This is a genomic window from Streptomyces actinomycinicus (assembly GCF_016741775.1).
GTDB classification, from domain to species: Bacteria; Actinomycetota; Actinomycetes; order Streptomycetales; family Streptomycetaceae; genus Streptomyces; species Streptomyces actinomycinicus.
On the sequence record NZ_JAERRK010000010.1, the window covers coordinates 164,050 to 184,659 of the forward strand.

Sequence of the window (20,610 nt, forward strand, 5' to 3'; positions counted from 1 at the left end):
GTGGGTCTCATGTGCGGGTGTGCCGGTCCGGCCCGCCGAGCGGTGTGGGGGCCGGCCGAGGGCGCTGCGCGCGCCGGGGCTACGGTCTGCTGACCTCGACGGGCAGATGACGCACGCCGACGATGACGGCCGGGTTCTGGTAGGCGACGTCCTCGTAGGAGGGGATCACCAGGGTGCGGAATCGTTCATGCAACATGTGAAGAGCGATCCGCGCCTCGAGCCGGGCCAGCGGCGCGCCGAAGCAGAAGTGGATGCCGTGTCCGAAGGTCAGATGCGGGTTGGGACTTCGGGTCACGTCGAAGACGTCGGGTGCGGTGAAGCGGGCGGGGTCCCGGTTGGCGGCGCCCAGATGCGCCATCAGCATCGTGTCGGCCGGGATGTCGTGGCCGCCGAGGACCACGGGCCGGGTGACTCGGCGGCCCAGCTCCGGGAAGGGGGGCAGCCAGCGCAGCACCTCCTCGACGGCGGCCGGGATGCGGGACGGGTCGGCGCGCAGCGCGGCGTCCGTGCCGGGGTGCCGGTCGAAGGTGACGACCGCGTTGCCCAGCAGTGCGGTCGTGGTGATGTGCCCGGCCACCAGCAGCAGGGCCACGAAGCCGACCATCTCCTGGTCGGCGAGGCGGACGCCGTCCACCTCGGCGGCGATGAGTCTGCTGGTGAGGTCGTCCCCGGGGTTCGCACGGCGGGCGCGGATGTGGTCCAGCATGTAGCCGTTCATCTCGCGCACCGTGGGGGCGATGGCTTCCAGCGCCCGCTCCAGGTCGGCCATGTCGGGCGCCTCGCCGAGCTGGTCGCCGCCGAACAGGACGCTCGCCCACTCCTGGAAGAGCCGGTGTTCCCCGGCCGGGATGCCGAGCAGTTCGGCGATCACGATGATGGGCAGCGGATAGGCCAGCGCGTCGACCAGGTCGAACCGGTCGCGGTCGGCGACGGCGTCCAGCAGCCGGGCGCAGACGGCCTCGATACGGGGGCCGAGTCCCTGCACGACCCGCGGGGTGAACGCCTGGCTCACCAGGGTGCGGAGCTTGCGGTGCTCCGGCGGGTCCATGGCGACGAAGTTGCCCTGGGTGAAGGTCTCGAAGTCGGACTGGGTGGGGGCGAGGGCGGAGAGTTCGGAGGAGTACGTCGCCGGGTCGGCGAGCACGGTGGCGACGGTCTCGTGGTCCAGCACCTGCCAGACCCGCTGTGTCTCGTCGTACCGCACCGGCCCGGCCTCGGGTAAGCACCGCCAGCGGTCGGCCAACTCCTCCAAGAGAAGGCGTTCGCCCGTCGATTGCTTGCTGATCACCTTGCCTCCTTCCTATCGGCCGGCGCGTGCGGGCACGGAGAAGTCACGCGCGCGGACGTGTGACGGACCCGGCCGGCCAGGGGTGGGCGGTCCGGGACGCGACTGCGGCACGGTCGTCCGGGCACCGGGCGGGAGCAGCGCGCGGACGCGCCCCGCCTCGTGCGCGGTCAGCCGGCGTCGGTCTGATGCGGGGGTGGGTTCACGGCTCTCGACACATGCGGCGCAGGACGCGGCGGCCGCGCGGCCGGCCACGGCCCCGCAGTGAGCCCTGTCGTGCGGCACGCCAACCCGACATAACCCCATCCCCTCAGCGATTCCTCCCGCGCAACGATCACGCGGGACCCTCCCGGTTCTTCGACGGACAGCGAGGCCCCCTGCCCCGGCCGTTCGGAACGAGGTGTGAATATACGCAGTGACAGCTCATGCCGCCCCACGATTGGCATGAAGCACACCGCTCGACACCTTCGTTTCGATGGAACTCGGCCACAGTCTTCACGGCGAGTCACATGCAAGCAACCCCCTGAAGTTGAACGGAGCGTACTCTGGCGGTGCTTTTGCGTCACGACTCGGCCACTTCGCCCACCCTCCATGGAGGGACCCACGGCCCAACATCGCCCCGCGTGTGCCCCGGCGCCGCATCCGTAAACAAGATGGGGGAAGAAAGGCGCCACTGGTGCTCCGGCGGACGGTCCGTCCCGCTGCCGGCCGCGCCGGGCCGGCGCTCCGCTCGGTTGTTCGACGGGTTGGCCGGGACCTTCCCTGATCTGGGGCGACGTTCGGCCAACGGGCACTCCGTACGTCGCCGCCGGGGCGCTGAGCGACACGCTCCGGGGGGCTTCGGTCCGCGGCCGACACGCCTTTGCCACCCGGCGTACCGCCCGCGCGCCGCCCGGCCGTTCAGGGCCCGCGGAACACCGGGTTCCCTCGCCCACCGCACAGAATCGGCCATCCTGGCGCGGCGGGGGCGCACATGAAGCGTCCGTACACCGACCCGTGCTTCTCCCGCACGGCCGTGCGCCTCGGCCGACGACCGCGACACGCCGGAGCACGCCGGGTCGGCACCGCCCGGAGGGCCCGGCCGCGTCCCGTGCCGCGACGCCGCCGGGCAGGGGGGTGAGCCTCATGCCGCTCGCCGGACACAAGGGTGAGCCTCATGGACGTTCGCCGTGCACAGGGGTGAGCCTCATGCCGCTCGCCGGGCGCAGGGGTGAGTCTCGTGGACGTTCGCCTGGCACAGGAGTGAGCCTCATGCCGCTCGCCGGGCGCAGGGGTGAGTCTCGTGGACGTTCGCCTGGCGCGGGGGTGAGTCTCATGGACGTTCGCCTGGCGCGGGGCGCCCGCGGCGGGGGAGTCTGGTCCCCGGATGCGGCGCGCGGCCGGACGAGGGAGGTGGTCGGCGTGTCCGACGGACCGGTGCCGCGACGCCCGGCGGTCGGCGTGGCGCCGCCCGGCCGGCCGGCGCTGTCGCTCGCGCCGGTACGCCGCTGGAGGACGCGCGCGGGCATGCTTGCCGCCGCCGGGAGGCCCGGCAGACCGGCCGGCGAACTGCTCGGCATCCCGCTCCGGGTGTCGGTGCCCTCACCGAACGACCCGGCGTACGAGGACCGTTACCGGGCGGCGCTGCCGAGCCGGCAGGTGACGTCGTTCGTCGCGGTCCGCCCGCCCGGCCAGTGGCTGTCGTTCCGGATGCGTCCGAGCCGGACCGGGTTGAGCGTGCCCATCAGCAAGGCCCGGACGGTGGCGGAGATGGCGCGCGGGCGCACACGGCCGAGGCCCGGCCCTCCCGTAGGAGGGCCGGGCCGTTCCCCGCCGGTCGGAACCGAGGTGAGGCCGTCGGGGAGTGTGGGGTCCGGACTGCTCAGTGCGAGCCGGTGAGGGAGGACGACCCGTCGCCCGCCGCGCCGTTGCCGGACTGGTGCCCGGCCGAGCCGGACTGGTCGGCCGGGTCGGCACCGCCGCCGGCCTGGTCGCCGCCGGCCCCGGCCTGGTCGCCGGCACCCGACTCGTCACCGGCACCGGCACCCGCCTGGTCGCCCGCACCGGCGTGGTCGCCCGCGCCCGCTCCATCGCCGGCACCGGCCTGGTCACCCGCACCGGCCTGGTCACCGGCACCCGCATCGTCACCCGCACCGGCCTGGTCACCGGCACCCGCATCGTCACCCGCGCCCGCCTCGTCACCGGCACCGTTGCCGCCGTCACCGGCACCGTTGCCACCGTCGCCGGCGCCGCCGTTGCCGAGGGTGGCACCGGTGGCCTGGAGGGCGGTGGTCACGGGCTGGAAGAAGGTCTCGCCGCCGCTGGTGCAGTCGCCGCTGCCGCCGGAGGTGAGGCCGAGGGCGCTGCCGTCCTGGGTGAACAGGGAGCCGCCGCTGTCGCCGGGTTCCGCGCACACGTTCGTCTGGATGAGGCCGGTGACGGTGTCGACGCCGTTCGGGTCGGTCTCGCTCTGGAAGTTGACGGTGGCGTCCAGGCCGGTGACCTGGCCGTCGTGCAGCCCGGTGGTCGAGCCCATCCGGAACACGGTCGCGCCGACGGTGGCGTCGGCGGCCTGACCGATCTGCACGGTCTGGCCGTTGCCGACGTTGACCTCGCTGGGCGCCTGGGTGTTGGGGTCGTTGTACTTGACGAGCGAGAAGTCGTTGCCGGGGAACTTCGCCTGGTCCACCGTGGCGATGGGCTGGCCGTTCTGCGAGTCGGACCAGTCCTTGGCGGCGACTCCGCAGTGACCGGCGGTCAGGAAGGCCGGGCTGCCGTCGGAGGCGGTGACGTTGAAGCCGAGGGAGCAGCGGACGTTGCCGCCCTGCGCCTGGGAGAAGATGGCGTCGCCGCCGGAGACGAAGGTCTTGAAGGTGCCGGAGGACTTCTTCAGGGTGGCCATGCCGGAGCCGAGGCTCTGCACGGTGGACTCGAGCCGGTCCCACTTGGCGCCGGTGACCGTGCTGTCGGCCGTGACGAGGACCTTGTCGGTCCGCGGGTCCACGGCCCAGGAGGTGCCGGGGATGGTCGCCTTGGTCTTGAGCGTCCTGGCGGCGGCCTTGAGTTCGGCGGTGCTGTTCTCGACCTGGCGGACGACCGCGCCCGCCTTCTTCGCCTGTACGACGACGTTGTCGTCGCCGTTGACCACGTTGACGACGAGCTGCTGCTTGCCGCTGTCGTAGTAGGACCCGGCGAAGGCCTCGCCGAGGATCTTCTGCAGCTGGGCGGCCAGGTCCGAGGCGTCGGAGGCCTTCAGCGTCTTCGCACCGGCCGCGCCGCCCGCGGTCGCGTCGTTCTGGTCCTGCGATGCGTTGGCGTTGGGCAGCAGGAGGGCCGCTGCTCCGAGGGCCGCGACACCGCCCACCGCTATCGCTGCCTTGCGCTTGGGCATTCGCTTGTGACTCAAACTTCTCGACCTCCTGGGGGCGAGGGTCTGCCGCTGGGGCAGTTCGTATCGGGGGGTGGTCATCGCGGCGCCTGGATGGCCGTAGGTACGCACCGGCCGCGTGGTGTGTTCAATTCCGTTTTCCGGAGGCCGGATCGGAGCGGTGGACCGGCCGTGCTGCGCGTGTCGCGGCGAACGGCCGGGAACAATCCGTCCCATGACGATGACCAGCGCCGAAGCCGACAAGATCCTCTCCGCCAACTTCGCCCCCTGGGTGCTCGATCTCGGGCTGACCGTGGAGGCGGTGGGCGAGGACCGGGCCGTGCTGCGGCTGCCCTGGTCGGACCGGCTGGCCCGGGAGGGCGGGGGGCTGTCGGGTCAGGCGCTGATGGCGGGGGCGGACACGGCGACGGTGATCGCGGTGTCAGCGGCCCGGGGCGGATTCGTGCCGATGACGACCGTGCAGCAGTCGACCTCGTTCCAGCGGGCGGTGACCGGCGCGGACGTCCTGATCGAGGCGGTCCTGACGAAGCTGGGCCGCCGGATGGCGTTCGCGGACGTCACCATGACCGACGCCGTCTCAGGGGCGCTGGCCGCCCGCGCGAGCACGGTCTACGCGATTCTGGGCTGACACACTCGGCTACCGATCGGTAACGGTCAGCTCCGAACACGAAGCGGAATCTCCCCTTCAGGGAATCTGCACATCCAATACCCACCCGCGTCACCGGCGTCGGCGGATCTGCACATCCGCACGCCCCCTGCGACGCCTTTGGCGAGGAGTGCCGGATTCGCGGCCCGGTGGGCAAGGCAGCGGACGCGACGATGCCGTGCGGCATGTGAAGGAGTCGCCGACGTGACGTGCGCACACCTGCACGGATGAGTCCCCTCGTACGCCAAGTGCCCAGGTGAGGGGCCTGATTGATTGGAAGCGGGGCCCGCGTGCGTGCTTTGATCCATCGCACCGCGGGGGTCCGGCGGGTCCCCGGAGACGGGTGCCCGGCGCCCGCGGTCGGCGGCCGTCCGTCTGTCCCCAGAGGGGGCCGCTCTCCCCCTTGTGAAATATCCATACGAAGGGAAGTTCCACCATGAACTCCACCCCCCAGGTCGAGACCGTCGAGATCTCGGACGCCGAGCTGGACCAGGTTTCCGGCGGTCTGTCCGTGAACACCCTCAACAGCACCCTCGGCACCGTGAACGAGGTTGCCCCGGGCGTCAACGGCCTGGTCAACACGGTCGTCGGCACCGTCGAGGGTGTCACCGGTCTGAACACCGCCCCGATCAACGGCGTCGTCGCCGGCCTCTGATCGCACCTTGGTGTCACCGAAGTCCCGGAGCCGTCCTGCGGCTCCGGGGCTCTCGGATGCCCTGAAACACTTGCGTCTCTCCCACAGGTGAGGGAAGTTCCGTGCAGTTCCGCCAACAGGCCCTCGCCAAGCTCCAGTCGCCGGAGGAGCTGGACCTTCCGGTACGGCTCGCCCGCCCGCAGGGCTGGCTCGCGCTCGGCGTCACCGTCGTCGTCATGGCGGCGGCCTCCGTGTGGGCCGTGACCGGCTCGGTCGCCTCCACGGTGAGCGCGCCCGCCGTCCTCACCCACGGTCAGGGCAGTTACCTGCTCCAGAGCCCGGTGTCCGGCCAGGTGACGGCCGTCCTCGCCCGGCAGGGCGACCGGCTGCCCGCGAACGCCCCGGTCCTCAAAGTCCGTACGGAGCAGGGCGAAGCCGTGGTCCGTACCGTCGCCGCCGGCCGCGTCACCACGCTCGCCGCCACCATCGGGCAGATCATCCGGACCGGCGCCGATGTCGCCGCGGTCGAGAAGGTCGCCCACGCCTCCGACCCGTTGTACGCGACCGTGTACGTGCCGGCCGAGAACGCCGCCGCCGTCCCGGCGCACGCCTCGGTCGACCTCACCGTGTCCTCCGTACCGGCGCAGCGGTACGGGGTGCTGCGCGGCGAGGTGCAGGCGGTGGACCGCAGCGCGCAGTCCGCCCAGTCGATCGCCGCGTTCCTCGGCGACAGCCAGCTCGGCCGGCAGTTCACCCGCAAGGGGCGCCCGGTGGCCGTCCTGGTGCGGCTCGACAAGGCGGCCACGAAGAGCGGTCACCGGTGGTCCACCAGCGACGGGCCGCCGTTCCGGCTGGACTCCATGACCCTCGCCACCGCCTCCGTCCGGCTCGCCGACCAGCATCCCGTCGATTGGCTCCTCCCGTGACCACCGCCCAGGAAACCCGTGGCCGCAGACGGGCGGCGCCCCCGAAGCGGCCGGCGCCCAAGTCCCGTACCGGCACGGTCCGCACCCCCACCGTGCTCCAGATGGAGGCCGTCGAGTGCGGCGCCGCCTCCCTCGCGATGGTCCTCGGCCACTACGGCCGGCACGTCCCGCTGGAGGAACTGCGCATCGCCTGCGGTGTCTCCCGCGACGGCTCCCGCGCCTCCAACCTGCTCAAGGCGGCCCGCGGTTACGGCCTGACGGCCAAGGGCATGCAGATGGACCTGGCCGCCCTCGCCGAGGTCCGGGCACCGGCCATCCTCTTCTGGGAGTTCAACCACTACGTCGTCTACGACGGCATGGGCCGCCGCTTCGGCCGGCGCGGTGTCTTCGTCAACGACCCCGCCAAGGGGCGCCGTTTCGTGCCCATGGAGGAGTTCGACGGCAGCTTCACCGGTGTCGTGCTGGTGCTGGAACCCGGAGACGGCTTCACCAGGGGCGGGCGCCGGCCGGGCGTGCTCGGCGCCATGCCGGCCCGGCTGCGCGGGACCGCCGGCACCCTCCCGGCGGCGGTGCTGGCCAGCCTGCTGCTGGTGGCGGTCGGCGCGGCCCTGCCGGCGCTCAGCCGCACGTACATCGACATGTTCCTCATCGGCGGACAGACCTCGCTGCTCGGTGTGCTGTTCGCCGCCATGGCCACCTGCGTGCTGCTCACGCTGGCGCTGACCTGGCTCCAGCAGGTCAACCTGCTGCACGGCCGGATCATCTCCTCCACCCTCTCCAGCGCCCGTTTCCTGCGCCACCTGCTGCGGCTGCCGGTGACGTTCTTCGCCCAGCGCTCCCCCGCAGACCTGGTGCAGCGGCTCCAGTCCAACGACCAGGTCGCCGAGACACTCGCCCGGGACCTCGCGGCGGCCGGCGTGGACGCGATCGTGGTCGTGCTGTACGCGGTGCTGCTGTACACCTACGACCCCCAGCTCACGTTCGTCGGCATCGGCGTGGCCCTGCTGAACGTCGTGGCGATGCGCCTCGTCGTACGGCTGCGCGCGACCCGTACCGCGAAGCTGCGGGCGGACACCGCACGGCTGACCAACACCTCGTACACCGGTCTGCAGCTGATCGAGACGATGAAGGCGACCGGCGGTGAGGACGGCTACTTCCGCAAGTGGGCCGGACAGCACGCGTCCACGCTGGAGGAGCAGCAGCGGCTGGGCGTGCCGAGCGCCTGGCTCGGCGTGGTCGCGCCGGCGCTCGCCACGTTCAACAGCGGGCTCATCCTGTGGATCGGCGGCATGCGGGCGGTCGAGGGACACATCTCGGTGGGTCTGCTGGTCGCGTTCCAGGCGCTGGTCACCCGCTTCACCGCGCCCCTCACCCGGCTCAACGGCGTGGCGGGCCGCATCCAGGACTTCGCGGCCGACGTGGCCCGGCTCAAGGACGTGGAGAACTTCCAGGCCGACCCGCTCTACGCCCGGCCGGGCGGGGGCGAGTCGACGCGGCGGCTGCACGGGCACGTCGAGCTGGAGAACATCACCTTCGGGTACAGCCCGCTGGACCAGCCCCTGCTGACCGGCTTCGACCTGACGGTCGGCCCGGGGCAGCAGGTGGCGCTGGTCGGCGGTTCCGGCAGCGGCAAGTCCACGGTGTCCCGGCTCATCTCCGGCCTCTACGCGCCGTGGGACGGGGTGATCCGGATCGACGGGCGGCGGCTGGAGGACATCCCCCGCGGCGCGCTCGCCGCGTCCGTCTCCTTCGTCGACCAGGACGTGTTCCTCTTCGAGGGCTCGGTCCGCGACAACGTGGCGCTGTGGGACCCGTCGATCCCCGACGAGTCCGTGGTGGAGGCGCTGAAGGACGCGGTCCTGTACGACGTGGTGACGCGCCGGCCCGGGGGCATCCACAGCAAGGTCGAGCAGGACGGCCGCAACTTCTCCGGTGGTCAGCGCCAGCGCCTGGAGATCGCCCGGGCGCTGGTGCGCCGGCCGAGCATCCTGGTGCTGGACGAGGTGACCAGCGCGCTGGACGCGGAGACCGAGCTGGCCGTGATGGACAACCTGCGGCGGCGCGGCTGCGCCTGTGTGGTGATCGCCCACCGGCTGAGCACGGTCCGCGACAGCGACGAGATCGTCGTGCTCCAGCACGGCACGGTCGTGGAGCGCGGACGGCACGAGGAGCTGGTGGCGCGCGGCGGCACGTACGCGGCGCTGGTCAGGGAGCGGTGAGATGACGACTGTTCAGGAGGGGTACGGCGGCGACCTCGTGCTCGGTGCGCTCGGCTCGCTGGGCACGCGGCTGGACTGCGCCGGCCTGAGCCGCCTGGACCTGCAGGGCCCGCAGGTGCTGTGGCTGGTCGCGGCCGGCGCGCTGGACCTGTTCGCGGTGGACGCCGCCCAGCAGGGCCACTGGCACCACCTCGGCCGGCTGGAGGCGGGCGCCCTGCTGCTCGGCCCGGTCGCCGGCCCCCAGCACACGCTGGTGGCCCGCCCGGTCCGGGACTGCGTGGTGCACCGGATCGGTCTGCGCGAGCTGTACCGGCCGGCCGACACCCAGACCTGGTCGTACGACGAGTACGGCAACCCGCAGTACGTGCCGCCCGCTTCGAGCCCGCTGGAGTACGCGGTCGCGCTCGGGGTCGGCCGGGGCCTGTCCGTCCTCTTCCAGGCCCCGATGGCCGAGGAGCGCTCCGCCGCGCCCACCGACGACGACGTCTTCTGGATGCAGGTGCCGCCGGGCAGCACACAGTACGGCTCGCTGTACGGCGCGGAGGCCGCGGCCGATCTGCTGATGGACCCGGCGCTGTGGCAGAGCATGGTCGACCAGCAGTACCGGCTGCTGACCGCGCTGGACCGGTGGATCGAGCAGCTGGAACGCAGCCACGAGACCCGGACGGCCGCCGGGATCAAGGCCGGTGAGGCGGTGCGGGTGCAGGCCGACCGGACCCTGCTGGCCTCCATCGGCAAGCGCTCGGCCCGCCGTACGACGGCCGCCGACGCCGACGCGACCCACGCGGCCTGCACGCTCGTCGCGGAGGCCGCCGGGATCCGGCTGGCCGAGCCCGCGCAGAGCGGCACCGAGAGCGACCGGCTGGACCCGGTGGAACGGGTGGCGCTGGCCTCGCGGGTGCGCACCCGGGCGGTTCGCCTGGACGGCCGCTGGTGGCGGGAGAACGTGGGCCCGCTGGTCGGACACCGGGCGCTGTCCGGAGCGCCGGTGGCGCTGTTGTGGCGGCGCGGCGGCTATGTGGCCGTGCACCCCGGCACCGGCCGGGAGACACCGGTCGAGAAGGCGAACGCGGCGGAGTTCGACCCGCGCGCGGTGATGTTCTACCGGCCGCTGCCCGACAAACGCCTCGGGCCGCTCGGGCTGCTCCGGTTCAGCCTGCGCGGCACCCGCGGTGACCTGCTGAACCTGCTGCTCGCCGGGCTGGTGACGGTGGCGATCGGCGCGCTGGTGCCGATCGCCACCGGCAAGGTGCTCGGCGAGTACGTGCCGAGGGCCCAGGAGGACCTGATCGTCCAGGTGTGCCTGGCGGTGATGGTGAGCGGGGTGGTCGCGGCGGCGTTCACGCTGCTGGAGAACCTGTCCATCCTGCGTCTGGAGGGCCGCATCGAGGCGGCGCTGCAACCGGCCGTGTGGGACAGGCTGCTGCGGCTGCCCACCCGCTTCTTCACCCAGCGTTCCACCGGTGAGCTGGCCAGTGCGGCCATGGGGATCAGCGCGATCCGCCGGATGCTGGCGGGTGTCGGACCGGTGGTCGCGCAGTCGGTGACGGTCGGCGCGATGAACCTGGGTCTGCTGCTGTGGTACAGCGTGCCGATGGCGATGGCGGCGATCGGGATGCTGGTCGTCATCGCGGCGGTGTTCGGCGGGCTCGGGCTGTGGCAGGTGCGCTGGCAGCGGCGGCTCGTGGTGCTCGGCAACAGGCTGAACAACCAGGCGTTCCAGACCCTGCGCGGGCTGCCCAAGCTGCGGGTGGCGGCGGCCGAGAACTACGCGTACGCGGCCTGGGCACGGGAGTTCGCGCACAGCCGGGAACTGCAGCAGAAGGCCGGCCGCATCAAGAACCTGACCACGGTCCTGGGCACGGTGTACCTCCCCGTCTGCACCCTGCTGATGTTCATGCTGCTGGCGGGCCCGGCCAGGGGCACGATGTCAGCGGCGGACTTCCTCGCCTTCAACACCGCGGTCACCATGCTGCTGACCTCGGTCACCCAGCTGACCGGCGCGTTCGTGTCGGCGGTGGCCGCGCTGCCGCTGTTCGAGGAGATCAGGCCGGTCCTGGACGCCGCGCCCGAGGTGCGCACGGCGAGCACCCGCCCCGGCCCGCTGTCCGGTGCCGTGGAGGCCCGCCGTCTCTCCTTCCGGTACGCCGACGACGGCCCGCTCGTCCTGGACGACGTGTCCTTCGCCGTGCGGCCGGGCGAGTTCGTGGCGGTCGTCGGCCCGAGCGGGTGCGGCAAGTCCACCCTGCTGCGGCTGCTCATCGGCTTCGACAAGCCGGTCTCGGGCAGCGTGCTGTACGACGGCCAGGACCTCGCGGCGCTGGACCAGTCCGCGGTGCGCCGGCAGTGCGGGGTGGTCCTGCAGCACGCGCAGCCGTTCGCCGGTTCCCTGCTGGACGTCATCTGCGGCACCGAGCCGTACACGCCGGAGGAGGCGATGGCGGCGGCCGAGCTGGCGGGGCTCGCGGAGGACATCGAGCGGATGCCGATGGGGCTGCACACGATCGTCGCGGGCAACGGCGCGATCTCCGGCGGCCAGCGGCAGCGGCTGATGATCGCCCAGGCCCTGATCCGGCGCCCGCGGATCCTCTTCTTCGACGAGGCGACCAGCGCCCTGGACAACGACACCCAGCGCATCGTCATCGACAGCACCCGCAAGCTGAACGCCACCCGGTTCGTCATCGCGCACCGCCTGTCGACCGTCCTGGACGCCGACCGGGTGATCGTGATGGAGGACGGCAGGATCGTGCAGCAGGGCGCCCCGGCCGAACTCCTCGCGGACACCGGAGGCAGGCTGCACGAGCTGGTGCGCAGGCAGCTGACCTAGGCCGGGTCCGACGGGTCTCGTGAGCAAGTCGAACCCGGCGCCGGTCGTGCACTGACGCGAGAGAGATGTACGGGCTCACGGTGGATGGCCGCACGGGTGCGCGGGGGCGTCATCGTGTCACCGGCGCCCTTCTTTCGAGTGACAGGACCGCAAAGGACCTGATCAGGTGCCCCTGAACACGGAACCGTTGCTGCCAGGGGGCACGACGCAGACGGCCCGATGGAAGGACCACCACCTTGATGAAGCTCAAGCGCGCCGCTCGGGCCGTTCTGACCGCCAGTGCCGCAATTCTTCTGACCATCGGGCCTGCCTTCAGCGCCCAGGCGGCTACGGGCACATTCGTCTACGACCGGATCGACGGCACTCACGGCGCGATCACCAACCCGGCCGACGGCGTCTGCTACGACTTCGACACGCCCGCCTTCGGTGCCGACAACCAGACCGGCACCGACGCCGTGGTGTTCGACACCTACGGCTGCTCCGGAGTCCGACAGCCACTCCCGAAGCGGACGGGCGAGCAGTGGGGCAGCTACCGGGGGGAGAGCGTGAGGTTCGGCTAGGGAGCATCCGTGGGCTCGTCAGTCCGCGGCGCCGTGCGCCTGCTGCCCGGCTGGCACGGCCCGGGTGTCCGTGCGGTCAGCTCGCTCGTCCGCGTCGGCCAGCCGGAAGAAGACCGGTGGCAAGCCGAGTTCGAGGACCGCGAGGGCGATCTGGAACCAGTGCGGCCGGCCTTCGACCACGAGGGAGAGCAGCCGCCCCGCCCCGCCCAGCAGGAACACGCCGGCCAGCCACCGCACCGGCCGGGCGGGGACGGGCCGCTGCCGGGCGGCCCAGAGCCAGGCCAGCCCGTAGCCGGTGAAGGCGGCTCCCATGAACCGGCCCCAGCTGTCGACCGTCGCACCGGCGGAACCCGCGCCGGGGATCGCCGCGTTGCCGAGCAGCACGTGGAACACCCCGATCACCACGCAGGTCCAGCCCATCAGCCGGGCGAGTGCCCGCAGAGCCCTTGCCATGGTCCCCTCCGACGCCGTCCCGGGACTGCTAGTTGACATGTGTCTACTAGACTGGGCGCGCAAGTAGACACATGTCAAGTAATCTGCGGGGCGTGCCTCCCCGTCAGCGACTCAGCCCAGCCGACCGCCGCGCCCAGCTCCTCGCCGTCGGCGCGCGGCTCTTCGCCGCGCGCCCCTACGACGACGTGCTCATGGAGGAGGTCGCCCAGGAGGCCGGCGTCTCCCGGGCCCTCCTCTACCGCCACTTCCCGAGCAAGCACGCCCTCTTCGCGGCCGTCTACCAGCAGGCGGCGGACCACCTGCTCGCCGGCACCCGGCTCGACCCCGCCGACTCCCTGGCCGAGCAGCTCGTCCAGGGCATGGACGTCCACCTCGACTATTTCGTGGCCAACCGCAATGCCGTCCTGGCCGCGAACCGGGTGCTCGCGGGCGACCCGGTGATCCAGTCGATCATGACGAACGAGCTGGACGCACTCCGCACCCGGCTGCTCGCCGTACTCCCCCTCGCGGACGACGCCGCCCGCGCGGCGGTGTCCGCGGTCCTGAAGAGCTGGCTGGTCTTCGTCCAGGTCCTGTGTGTCGACTGGCTCACCCGGGAGACCTGCACCCGCACCCAGCTGCGGGACGTCTGCGTCGAAGCCCTCCTCGGCGCCCTGCGGCCACTGCTCCCCGAAGACTCCGCAGACGGCCGCCGAGCCTAGCTCCGGCCGCGCATCATCGACATCAGCAGCCCGTGGGTGTCGGCGTCGGCGGCGACCACGAGCCCACGGCCCGCCTCACCTGTCGGGGCACCGTCGATGCCGGTGACGACGCAGCCGGCAGCCCGGCACAAAGCGATGCCGGCCGCGAAATGCACGCTCCCGGAGAGGTCGCCGCCATCGGTGACGTACGCGGCGCGTCTGCCGGCCGCCACCCAGGCCAGCGCCAGCGTCGTGGACACGACGCGCGGCCGGAAACGTTCCGCGAACTCGGGGTGGGCCAGCAGATCCACGGCCCGGAACCCGGGCGCACTCGGGAACGGCGGATCCAGGTTGACGTCCACCAGGCGCGTGGCGGGCGAGGGCGCCAGCGGTGCGTCGTCGACGCCGTCGCGCCGCAGCCAGGCGGTCTCCCCGTCGGTGCAGAAGACCTCGCCGCTGAACGGGTCGGCCACGGCCGCGGCTCCGTCGCGCAGCGCGACGTTGACGGCCACCAGCATGTTGCCGACGGCGTAGTTCAGCGTGCCGCACAGGGGATCCACCAACCACTGGCGTGCGGCGTCGGCGGCGCCCTGCCGCCCGCCTTCCTCGCCGAGCACCGCGTCATCGGGCCGTGCGGCACGGAGGACACGGAGGATCGCCCGCTCGGCCTCCACATCGGCGGTGGTGGCGAAGTCCCCGGCACCCTTGTCGATGCGGTCCAGCCGCCGGCCGTACAGGGCGCGGACCACTTCCGCGCCGGCCCGCGCCCCGGCTGTCGCGACTGCGGCGTCGTCGGAACCCGCGTATGAGCTGATCATGCTGGGCACACTATCGAGGCAGCTGCAAGGCGGAGGAAGGCGTCGACGCGGAGCGTCGACAACCGACGACAACGCCGCAGATGTGCGTGCCAGACCCCGCGACCCCGGCAGGATCCGAAAGAGAGGCCCTAGGAGCCCTCGGCCTCCTCTCCCGTCCCGTCCGGCTCGTCGTGCTGGTGGGACGGCGTCCAGTGGTGTTCGGTGAACCAGCGGCCGAACAGGGCACCGCCGTAGATGACGAAGCCGACGCCGATGAGCCAGGACTCGACGACGAGCACGGTGCCGACGGCCCCGTAGCTCAGGGCGTTGGTGACGATGAGCGGGGTGAAGACGAGGTAGGAGAAGGCCCGCAGACCGGCCAGGCCGATGACCGTGGCCAGCGCGCCCGGCAGCAGCGAGCGCCAGTGGACCTGGCCGCCCAGCAGGAAGCGCTGCCCCCACCAGAAGAAGAGCACGCCGCTCAGCGCGGACAGCGCGATCCGCTGGTCGCCGTGGAGTGCCGTCTTGGTGGCCACCTCCTGGTAGAGGTACGCGGTCAGTACCACCAGCCAGGTCGCCTGCCGCCAGACCCGGTGCCAGGGCCCCGACGCGAGGCCCCAGATCCTTTCGTAGGCGTTCTGCACGCTGCCGCCGAAGGCCACGCCGAAGACGGCGAGCAGCACGCCGCTCCAGACGCTGGTGGTGCCGATGACATTGCGCGGCGGGCTGATGACGTCGGTGATGACATGCGCGGACCGGCCCGACAGCCCCATGCCGTCGGTGAGCCAGGAGGCGAAGCCGCCCCGCACCAGGGGGTCGGCCGCGGCGACCACGATCAGCAGCGGCGCCAGCGTCACCAGTGCCAGGGTGGCGAACCCCATGGCCCGGTGCATCAGCTCCAGCTCCCGTCCGTGCTCGAACAGGGCCTGGACCCGCAGCCACCGCCAAGCCCGGTGCAGGCCGCGCCGCAACCACCCCACGGCTCCTCCCGTGCTCGCCGCCCACCCGCTCTCGTGTGCCGTTGCATCCAGCCTGGCACGCACCGGGCAACTCGCAGCCGGAGGACGGGCGGCGGCGGGGTGCCCTGGTGCACACGGGTGACGGTCCGGTCCGGCCGGCAGGACAGCGCCGTCCGGCCGGCCCACCGGCCACCGTCGCGGCACCGGCCGGCTCACGGGCCACCGCCGCGGCACCGGCCGGCGCGTCCCGCCGCCCCAGGGGCACCGGCCGGCCCGGTGACCGCCCGTTCGCCGCGCACGACACGGCCGGCGGCTCCGCCGTTTGCGTACCGCGCCGGCGGAGAATCGGAATCCGTGCGCACCACCGAGGACGAGGCGCCGGGCGGCCGGCGACGGACGCTGATCGTGAGCGCGAGCATGGGGGCCGGTCATGACACCGTGGCCGCCGAACTCGCGCGGCGGGCCACGGCACAGGGCCACGAGGCCCATGTCGTGGACGTCCTGCGGCTGCTGCCGTACGGCCTGGGCACGGGGCTGCGCCGCGGATACCAGGCGTCGGTACGGCACGTGCCCTGGGCGTACGCCGGACTGTACGGCGCGTTCCTGCGCCAGGGCACCGGCCCGCGCCCGAGCGGTGTCCCCCTGGCCCGGCTCGCCGGGGACCGGCTGGCGGGCCTCGTGGACGAGCTGGGCGCCGACGTGGTGGTGTCCGTCTTCCATCTGGCCGCGCAGCTGACCGGACACCTTCGGGCCCGGGGCGGGCTGCGGGTACCGAGCGCCGTCTTCCTGCTGGACTTCGCGGTGCACCGGCAGTGGCTGCATCCGGGCAACGACCGCTACCTGTGCCTCACGGACGCCGCGTCCGCCGAGGTGCGCCGGGCCGTGCCGGCACCCGTGGTGACGGCCGGACCGGTGGTCGCGCCCGCCTTCCGCGCGCCGGTCCCCGGGGCGGACCGCTGGCGGGAGCGCTTCGCCCGGCGGGCCCCCGGCCGGCCGCCGGTGCTGCTGTCCGCGGGCGCGTGGGGAGCGGCCTCCCGCCCCCTCGCCACCGCGCGGCTGCTGGCGGGGGCCGGCTGGCTGCCGGTGGTGGGGTGCGGCCGTAACGAGCGGCTCCTGGCACGGGTGTCCCGGGAGCCCGCGCTGGCCGCGCTGGGCTGGGTGGACGACATGCCGGGCCTGCTGTCCGCCTGTCACGCCCTGGTGGACAACGCCGCCGGGCAGACCGCCGTGCAGGCGCTCGCCGTGGGAGTGCCGGTGATCGGCTACCGCCCGCTGCCCGGCCACGGCGCGGACGGCGTGCGCCGGATGGCCGCCCTCGGCCTGTCGGAGCCGGCCGGGGACGGCACCGAGCTGCTGGCCGCTCTCGGCCGGCTGGCGAAGGGCAGCCGGGAACGCGCGGACCGGGTGGCCCGCGGCCACGCGCTGTTCCGAGGCGACGCGATGGAGTACCTGAACGACCTGTGAACCGGCTCGGGCACCCGAAGGGCCTGCAAGTGGGCGCGACTGCCTGCGGGGAGGGGACCGGGCGACCGGATCGGCTGCCCACCGAGCGAACCGTCCGAGCACCCGAACGGGCTGCGAGCCGCACGGAGTGCCCGGAGGGCCTCGTACCGGCCCGGGTGTACCGACGGGCCGTGGCCGGGCCGGTGTCCGCTGCTCTATCCGGCGGGTTCCCCCGTCGGTACGGCGGTTCGTTCCGGGGTCGGTGCCGGTCCGTGCTCGCACAGGGGGCCCACCGCCAGGCCCGCCTCCCGGCAGCCCTCGACGACGGCCGGGAGCGCGCCCAGGGCGGCGTGCCAGCAGCCCCGGGCGGAGTGGCGGTCGGAGTCGTGCAGCAGGACGGTGCCGCCGCCGCGGAGGTCGGCCGCGACGCGGGCCCGCACCGACGCCGGGGTGGCGGTGGCCGTCCAGTCCTCGCCCCACGCGGACCACAGCACCGTCCGCAGCCCCGCACGCCGGGCGGCGCGCCAGCGTCCGGAGGTGAGGATGCCGTACGGCGGCCGGTACCACAGCGGGCGCCGGCCGGTGACGTCCTGCACCGCGGCCACGGCACGGGCGATCTCCCCGGCGTCCCGGGCGAACGAGGGGATCCACGGGCGGTTGTGGGTCCAGCCGTGCACCCCCAGTTCGTGCCCGCGCCGCACCGTTTCCACGGCCACGGCCGGATGGCGCACCAGGTGCTCGCCGAGCACGAAGAAGGTGGCCCGCACCCCGAGCCCGTCCAGCGCGTCGAGGAAGCGCGGGGTGGACACCGGGTCCGGTCCGTCGTCGAAGGTGAGCGCGATGTGCCGGCGGTGGCCGGTGCCCGCGAGGCCCGGGAACAGCAGCAGCCGTACGCCCGGGAGCCAGGTCGCGGCCGGGCCGATGTGCGCCGCGGCGACGCCGGCCGGCAGCAGGGCGGCCGCCGTCCACCAGGAACGGCCGGGCACGGGGGACATCGGCGACCTACCTCCTCGGCGCAGCGGGTCAGGGACCGCGGGGCGGGCCCGGCCGGTCCCCGTCGTGGTCCGGCGGGTGGTCCGACGCGGACGTGTCCCACTCTCCGGCGGCGGCCTGCGCGCGGGCCAGGCCGATGCTGCCCCCGCCGATCAGGGCGGCGCCGGCCGCCTCGGGTATCAGGCGCAGCCCGAGGTGGATCGTCTCGGCGAACAGGACCCAGCCGAGCACGACGCTGGTGAGGGCGTCGCCGAGGGTGAGGGTGGGCTGTGAGGCCGTCAGCGAACCGGCCGCGAAGGCCCCCTGGAGCAGCAGGAAGGCGATGAGCCCGGCGCCGCCGGTGGCGTACAGGGCCCAGTGCCCGAACATCGCCCCCGGGCCGTCCGGGAGCCGGCCCACGGCCTCCTTGAGGAGTGCCGCGGTGGTGGCGAAGGACACCGCGGAGGCGAGGCCGAGCAGGGCCGCCCTGGGCGCGCCCCGCACCGGGCGGGAGGCCGCCAGCAGCAGGACGACGGCGCCGAGCGCCCCGCCGCCGCCGAGCAGCCAGGCCCGGGGCGGTGCGGACGGCCGGCCGGCGGACGGCGCGGCCGCCAGCAGGAACAGCGCCAGGCCGACGGCGAGGGCGAGGAACGCCAGCCAGGTCCGGCGGTCCGGCCGGCGCCGGAAGACGACGCTGCCGACGGCCAGGGTGAAGAGCAGTTCGGCGGCGAGCAGCGGCTGGACGAGGGACAGGCTGCCCACGGCCAGCGCCCCGGCCTGCAGGAGGCTGGACAGTGCCAGCAGCCCGGCGCCCGCGAGCCAGTACGGGCGCCGCAGCAGATGCCCGAACCTGCGTACGGCGGACCCCGCCCCGGTGCCCTCCTCCGGCTCCTGCACGGCGGCCCGGCGCTGCAACACGGAGGCCGAGGCGTTGGACAGGGCCGCGAGCAGGGCGAGGAGCACCGTGAGGGCGATCACGGCGGCTCATCCGTAGCGGGCGGCGAGCCGCCGGTAGAGCCCGGGCGCGGCGCCCCGTACCCGGGCGGGCAGGCGCAGCCAGCCGGGGACGTACACCTCGTCCCGGTCCTGCAGCACGGCGGTCCAGACGGCGTCCGCCACGCGTTCCGGCGGCACCGGCCGCGGCCAGGAGCGGGTGTAGGGGGTGCCGCGCCGGTCGAAGAAGGGCGTGGCGACCACACCCGGGATCACATGGCTGACCCCCACGCCGGTCGAGCGCAGTTCGTACCGCAGGGCGTCGGCGAAGGTGGCCAGGGCCGCCTTGGCGGCGGAGTAGACGGCCTCGCCGCGGACGGCCACGCTGCCGGCGAGGGAGCCGATGAGGACGATGCGTCCGTTTCCGGCCTCGACCATGTGGGGCAGCACGGTGCGCACCAGGTGCACGGTGGCCAGCAGGTCGACGCCGACGACCTCGTCGATGCGGGCGGGGGGCATACGGGTGAAGTCGCCGGCCCAGCCCACGCCGGCGTCCGCCACCAGGAGGTCCAGCCGGCCGAGGTGGTCCAGGGCGAGGCCGGTGAGCGTGCGCCCGGCGCCGGGCCGGGTCAGGTCCAGCGGGAGCGCCACCGCACGGGCCTGGGCGGCCACCTGCTCCAGCCGGGTGACGTCACGTCCGTTCAGCGCGAGCCGCCAGCCGTCCTCGGCGGCGAGCCGGCGGGCCACGGCGGCGCCGATGCCGGAAGAGGCTCCGGTCACCAGGGCGGTGCCGCCCCGGCCGGGGCGTCCCGGGGCGGGCCGGGTGGCGGTGCCCTTCCCGGGCAGGGAGGTCACGGCCGGCCCGGTGCGGTCCGAGGGTCCTGCGGGGGGCGGGGCGTGGGACATGTGACGACCTCACTGCGACGGTGTGCACGGGCTCGCGGACTCCGGGGGCCGAACTCTCGCGGTGTATCCAGGGCGCCACACACTGAAACACCGCGCACGGCGGAGCGGCCTCCGCGCCCGCGGTCAGTCCAGGCCCGGCACGGGAGCGCCCGAGGGCACGCCGGCGCCGATGTAGGCGTCGTAGAACTCCCTCCAGGGGGCGCCCGCCCCCGCGTGCGGTCCGCCGGGGCGCTCGCCGCGCGCCCGGGCGTCCAGCGCAGCGAGGCACACCTCCCAGCCGGCGCCGTTGCGGGCGGCGGTGTCGGTGCCGGCGAGGACGTTGGTGAGGGTGAACCGGGTGCGGCCCTCGCCGACGGCCTCCAGTTCGAAGTGGAGTTCGTCGTCGCCCCAGGTGAAGGAGAGGTGCCGGGGCGGGTCGACGGAGAGGACGCGGCCGGTGGACTCGGGCATGTTCGGGTCGCCGGTGAAACGGATGGTGCCGCCGGGGCGCAGGTCCGCCTCCGCGCGGGAGGGGAACCAGGCGGCGAGTTCTCCGGGGTCGGTGACGAAGTGCCAGACGCGGTCGACCGGGTGGTCGTAGATGCGGCTGAAGCGGACGGCGTGGCGGCCGTCGTCGAGGGTCAGATACGTGCCGGTGAGGTCGACGGACATGGTGCGGGGGTCCTTCGCGACGGGGGGTCTCAGGTGTCGTCCGACGTCTCGTCGAGGCGGCGGCCCAGAGCGTCCAGGCTGCTGTTCCACAGCCTGCGGTAGGGCTCCAGCCATGCGTCGAGCGCGGCGATCGGCGCCGGGTCGAGGGCGTGGACGCGGCGCTGGGCGTCCTGTCTCACCCTGACGAGGCCGGCCTCGCGCAGCACCTTGAGGTGCTTGGAGGCGCTCGGCTGGCTCAGCCCGCAGTGCTCGGCGATCTCCCCGACCGGCCGGGGACGCTCCAGCAGGAGCGTGACGATGGCCCGCCGGTGCGGATCGGCGAGGGCGGTCCAGAGCGCGGCGTCGGACATGC

General features: G+C 73.5%; 18 protein-coding genes. 8 read left to right on the forward strand and 10 right to left on the reverse strand.

All coding sequences use genetic code 11. The annotated features are described in order from the left end of the window. Positions 1-79 precede the first annotated feature (79 nt). Complete coding sequence (locus tag JK359_RS20960) at positions 80-1,288, reverse strand: cytochrome P450 (RefSeq protein WP_201837787.1); 1,209 nt, start codon at positions 1,286-1,288, stop codon at positions 80-82. Between the two features lie 1,858 nt (positions 1,289-3,146). Continuing rightward, complete coding sequence (locus JK359_RS20965; protein ID WP_201837973.1) at positions 3,147-4,655, reverse strand: S1 family peptidase; 1,509 nt, start codon at positions 4,653-4,655, stop codon at positions 3,147-3,149. Positions 4,656-4,866: 211 nt separating this feature from the next. Between JK359_RS20965 and JK359_RS20970 the strand changes: the two genes are divergently transcribed. The 6 genes from JK359_RS20970 to JK359_RS20995 all read left to right on the forward strand — a co-directional run bounded on the left by JK359_RS20970 (position 4,867) and on the right by JK359_RS20995 (position 12,464). Next, on the forward strand, positions 4,867-5,280 hold the full coding sequence (locus JK359_RS20970) for a PaaI family thioesterase (protein WP_201837789.1): 414 nt from the start codon (positions 4,867-4,869) through the stop codon (positions 5,278-5,280). Between the two features lie 454 nt (positions 5,281-5,734). Beyond that, positions 5,735-5,953 (forward strand): type A2 lantipeptide, encoded by a 219-nt coding sequence (locus JK359_RS20975; RefSeq protein ID WP_201837791.1) that lies wholly within the window; start codon positions 5,735-5,737, stop codon positions 5,951-5,953. Between the two features lie 101 nt (positions 5,954-6,054). Further along, on the forward strand, positions 6,055-6,858 hold the full coding sequence (locus JK359_RS20980) for an HlyD family efflux transporter periplasmic adaptor subunit (RefSeq protein WP_201837793.1): 804 nt from the start codon (positions 6,055-6,057) through the stop codon (positions 6,856-6,858). Further along, a complete protein-coding gene (locus tag JK359_RS20985) occupies positions 6,855-9,077 on the forward strand; it encodes an NHLP family bacteriocin export ABC transporter peptidase/permease/ATPase subunit (protein WP_201837795.1) in 2,223 nt (740 codons plus the stop codon). Before JK359_RS20980 ends, JK359_RS20985 begins: the two co-directional genes overlap by 4 nt. A 1-nt stretch (position 9,078) precedes the next feature. Beyond that, complete coding sequence (locus JK359_RS20990) at positions 9,079-11,904, forward strand: NHLP bacteriocin export ABC transporter permease/ATPase subunit (RefSeq protein ID WP_201837797.1); 2,826 nt, start codon at positions 9,079-9,081, stop codon at positions 11,902-11,904. A 239-nt stretch (positions 11,905-12,143) separates the two neighbouring features. Continuing rightward, entirely contained in the window at positions 12,144-12,464 is a 321-nt protein-coding gene (locus tag JK359_RS20995) for a hypothetical protein (RefSeq protein ID WP_201837799.1), read from the forward strand. Between the two features lie 18 nt (positions 12,465-12,482). Here the strand turns inward: JK359_RS20995 and JK359_RS21000 are convergent, their stop codons facing one another. After that, on the reverse strand, positions 12,483-12,917 hold the full coding sequence (locus JK359_RS21000) for a DUF4345 domain-containing protein (RefSeq protein ID WP_201837801.1): 435 nt from the start codon (positions 12,915-12,917) through the stop codon (positions 12,483-12,485). 92 nt (positions 12,918-13,009) lie between these two features. Between JK359_RS21000 and JK359_RS21005 the strand changes: the two genes are divergently transcribed. Further along, on the forward strand, positions 13,010-13,618 hold the full coding sequence (locus JK359_RS21005; RefSeq protein ID WP_201837803.1) for a TetR/AcrR family transcriptional regulator: 609 nt from the start codon (positions 13,010-13,012) through the stop codon (positions 13,616-13,618). On the opposite strand, the gene JK359_RS21010 is transcribed toward JK359_RS21005, so the two are convergent. Continuing rightward, positions 13,615-14,415 (reverse strand): inositol monophosphatase family protein, encoded by an 801-nt coding sequence (locus tag JK359_RS21010; protein ID WP_201837805.1) that lies wholly within the window; start codon positions 14,413-14,415, stop codon positions 13,615-13,617. The genes JK359_RS21005 and JK359_RS21010 overlap by 4 nt on opposite strands. 128 nt (positions 14,416-14,543) lie before the next feature. Then, positions 14,544-15,365, reverse strand: coding sequence for a YhjD/YihY/BrkB family envelope integrity protein (locus JK359_RS21015; protein WP_201837975.1), 822 nt, complete (start codon positions 15,363-15,365; stop codon positions 14,544-14,546). A gap of 342 nt (positions 15,366-15,707) precedes the next feature. Here JK359_RS21015 and JK359_RS21020 point away from each other — a divergent pair, with 342 nt between their 5' ends. Further along, positions 15,708-16,817 (forward strand): MGDG synthase family glycosyltransferase, encoded by a 1,110-nt coding sequence (locus JK359_RS21020; RefSeq protein ID WP_307788207.1) that lies wholly within the window; start codon positions 15,708-15,710, stop codon positions 16,815-16,817. Positions 16,818-17,011: 194 nt separating this feature from the next. Here the strand turns inward: JK359_RS21020 and JK359_RS21025 are convergent, their stop codons facing one another. From JK359_RS21025 to JK359_RS21045, 5 genes are all read right to left on the reverse strand, one after another. Then, on the reverse strand, positions 17,012-17,791 hold the full coding sequence (locus JK359_RS21025) for a polysaccharide deacetylase family protein (RefSeq protein WP_201837807.1): 780 nt from the start codon (positions 17,789-17,791) through the stop codon (positions 17,012-17,014). Between the two features lie 28 nt (positions 17,792-17,819). Continuing rightward, positions 17,820-18,746 carry a DMT family transporter gene (locus tag JK359_RS21030; RefSeq protein WP_201837809.1) on the reverse strand — a complete coding sequence of 309 codons (927 nt, stop codon included), beginning with the start codon at positions 18,744-18,746 and terminating at the stop codon, positions 17,820-17,822. A gap of 6 nt (positions 18,747-18,752) precedes the next feature. After that, a complete protein-coding gene (locus JK359_RS21035) occupies positions 18,753-19,607 on the reverse strand; it encodes an SDR family NAD(P)-dependent oxidoreductase (RefSeq protein ID WP_201837811.1) in 855 nt (284 codons plus the stop codon). A gap of 123 nt (positions 19,608-19,730) precedes the next feature. Further along, positions 19,731-20,258, reverse strand: a complete 528-nt coding sequence (locus JK359_RS21040; RefSeq protein WP_201837813.1) for an SRPBCC family protein — start codon at positions 20,256-20,258, stop codon at positions 19,731-19,733. 29 nt (positions 20,259-20,287) lie between these two features. Next, complete coding sequence (locus JK359_RS21045) at positions 20,288-20,608, reverse strand: ArsR/SmtB family transcription factor (protein ID WP_201837815.1); 321 nt, start codon at positions 20,606-20,608, stop codon at positions 20,288-20,290. Positions 20,609-20,610: the final 2 nt, after the last annotated feature.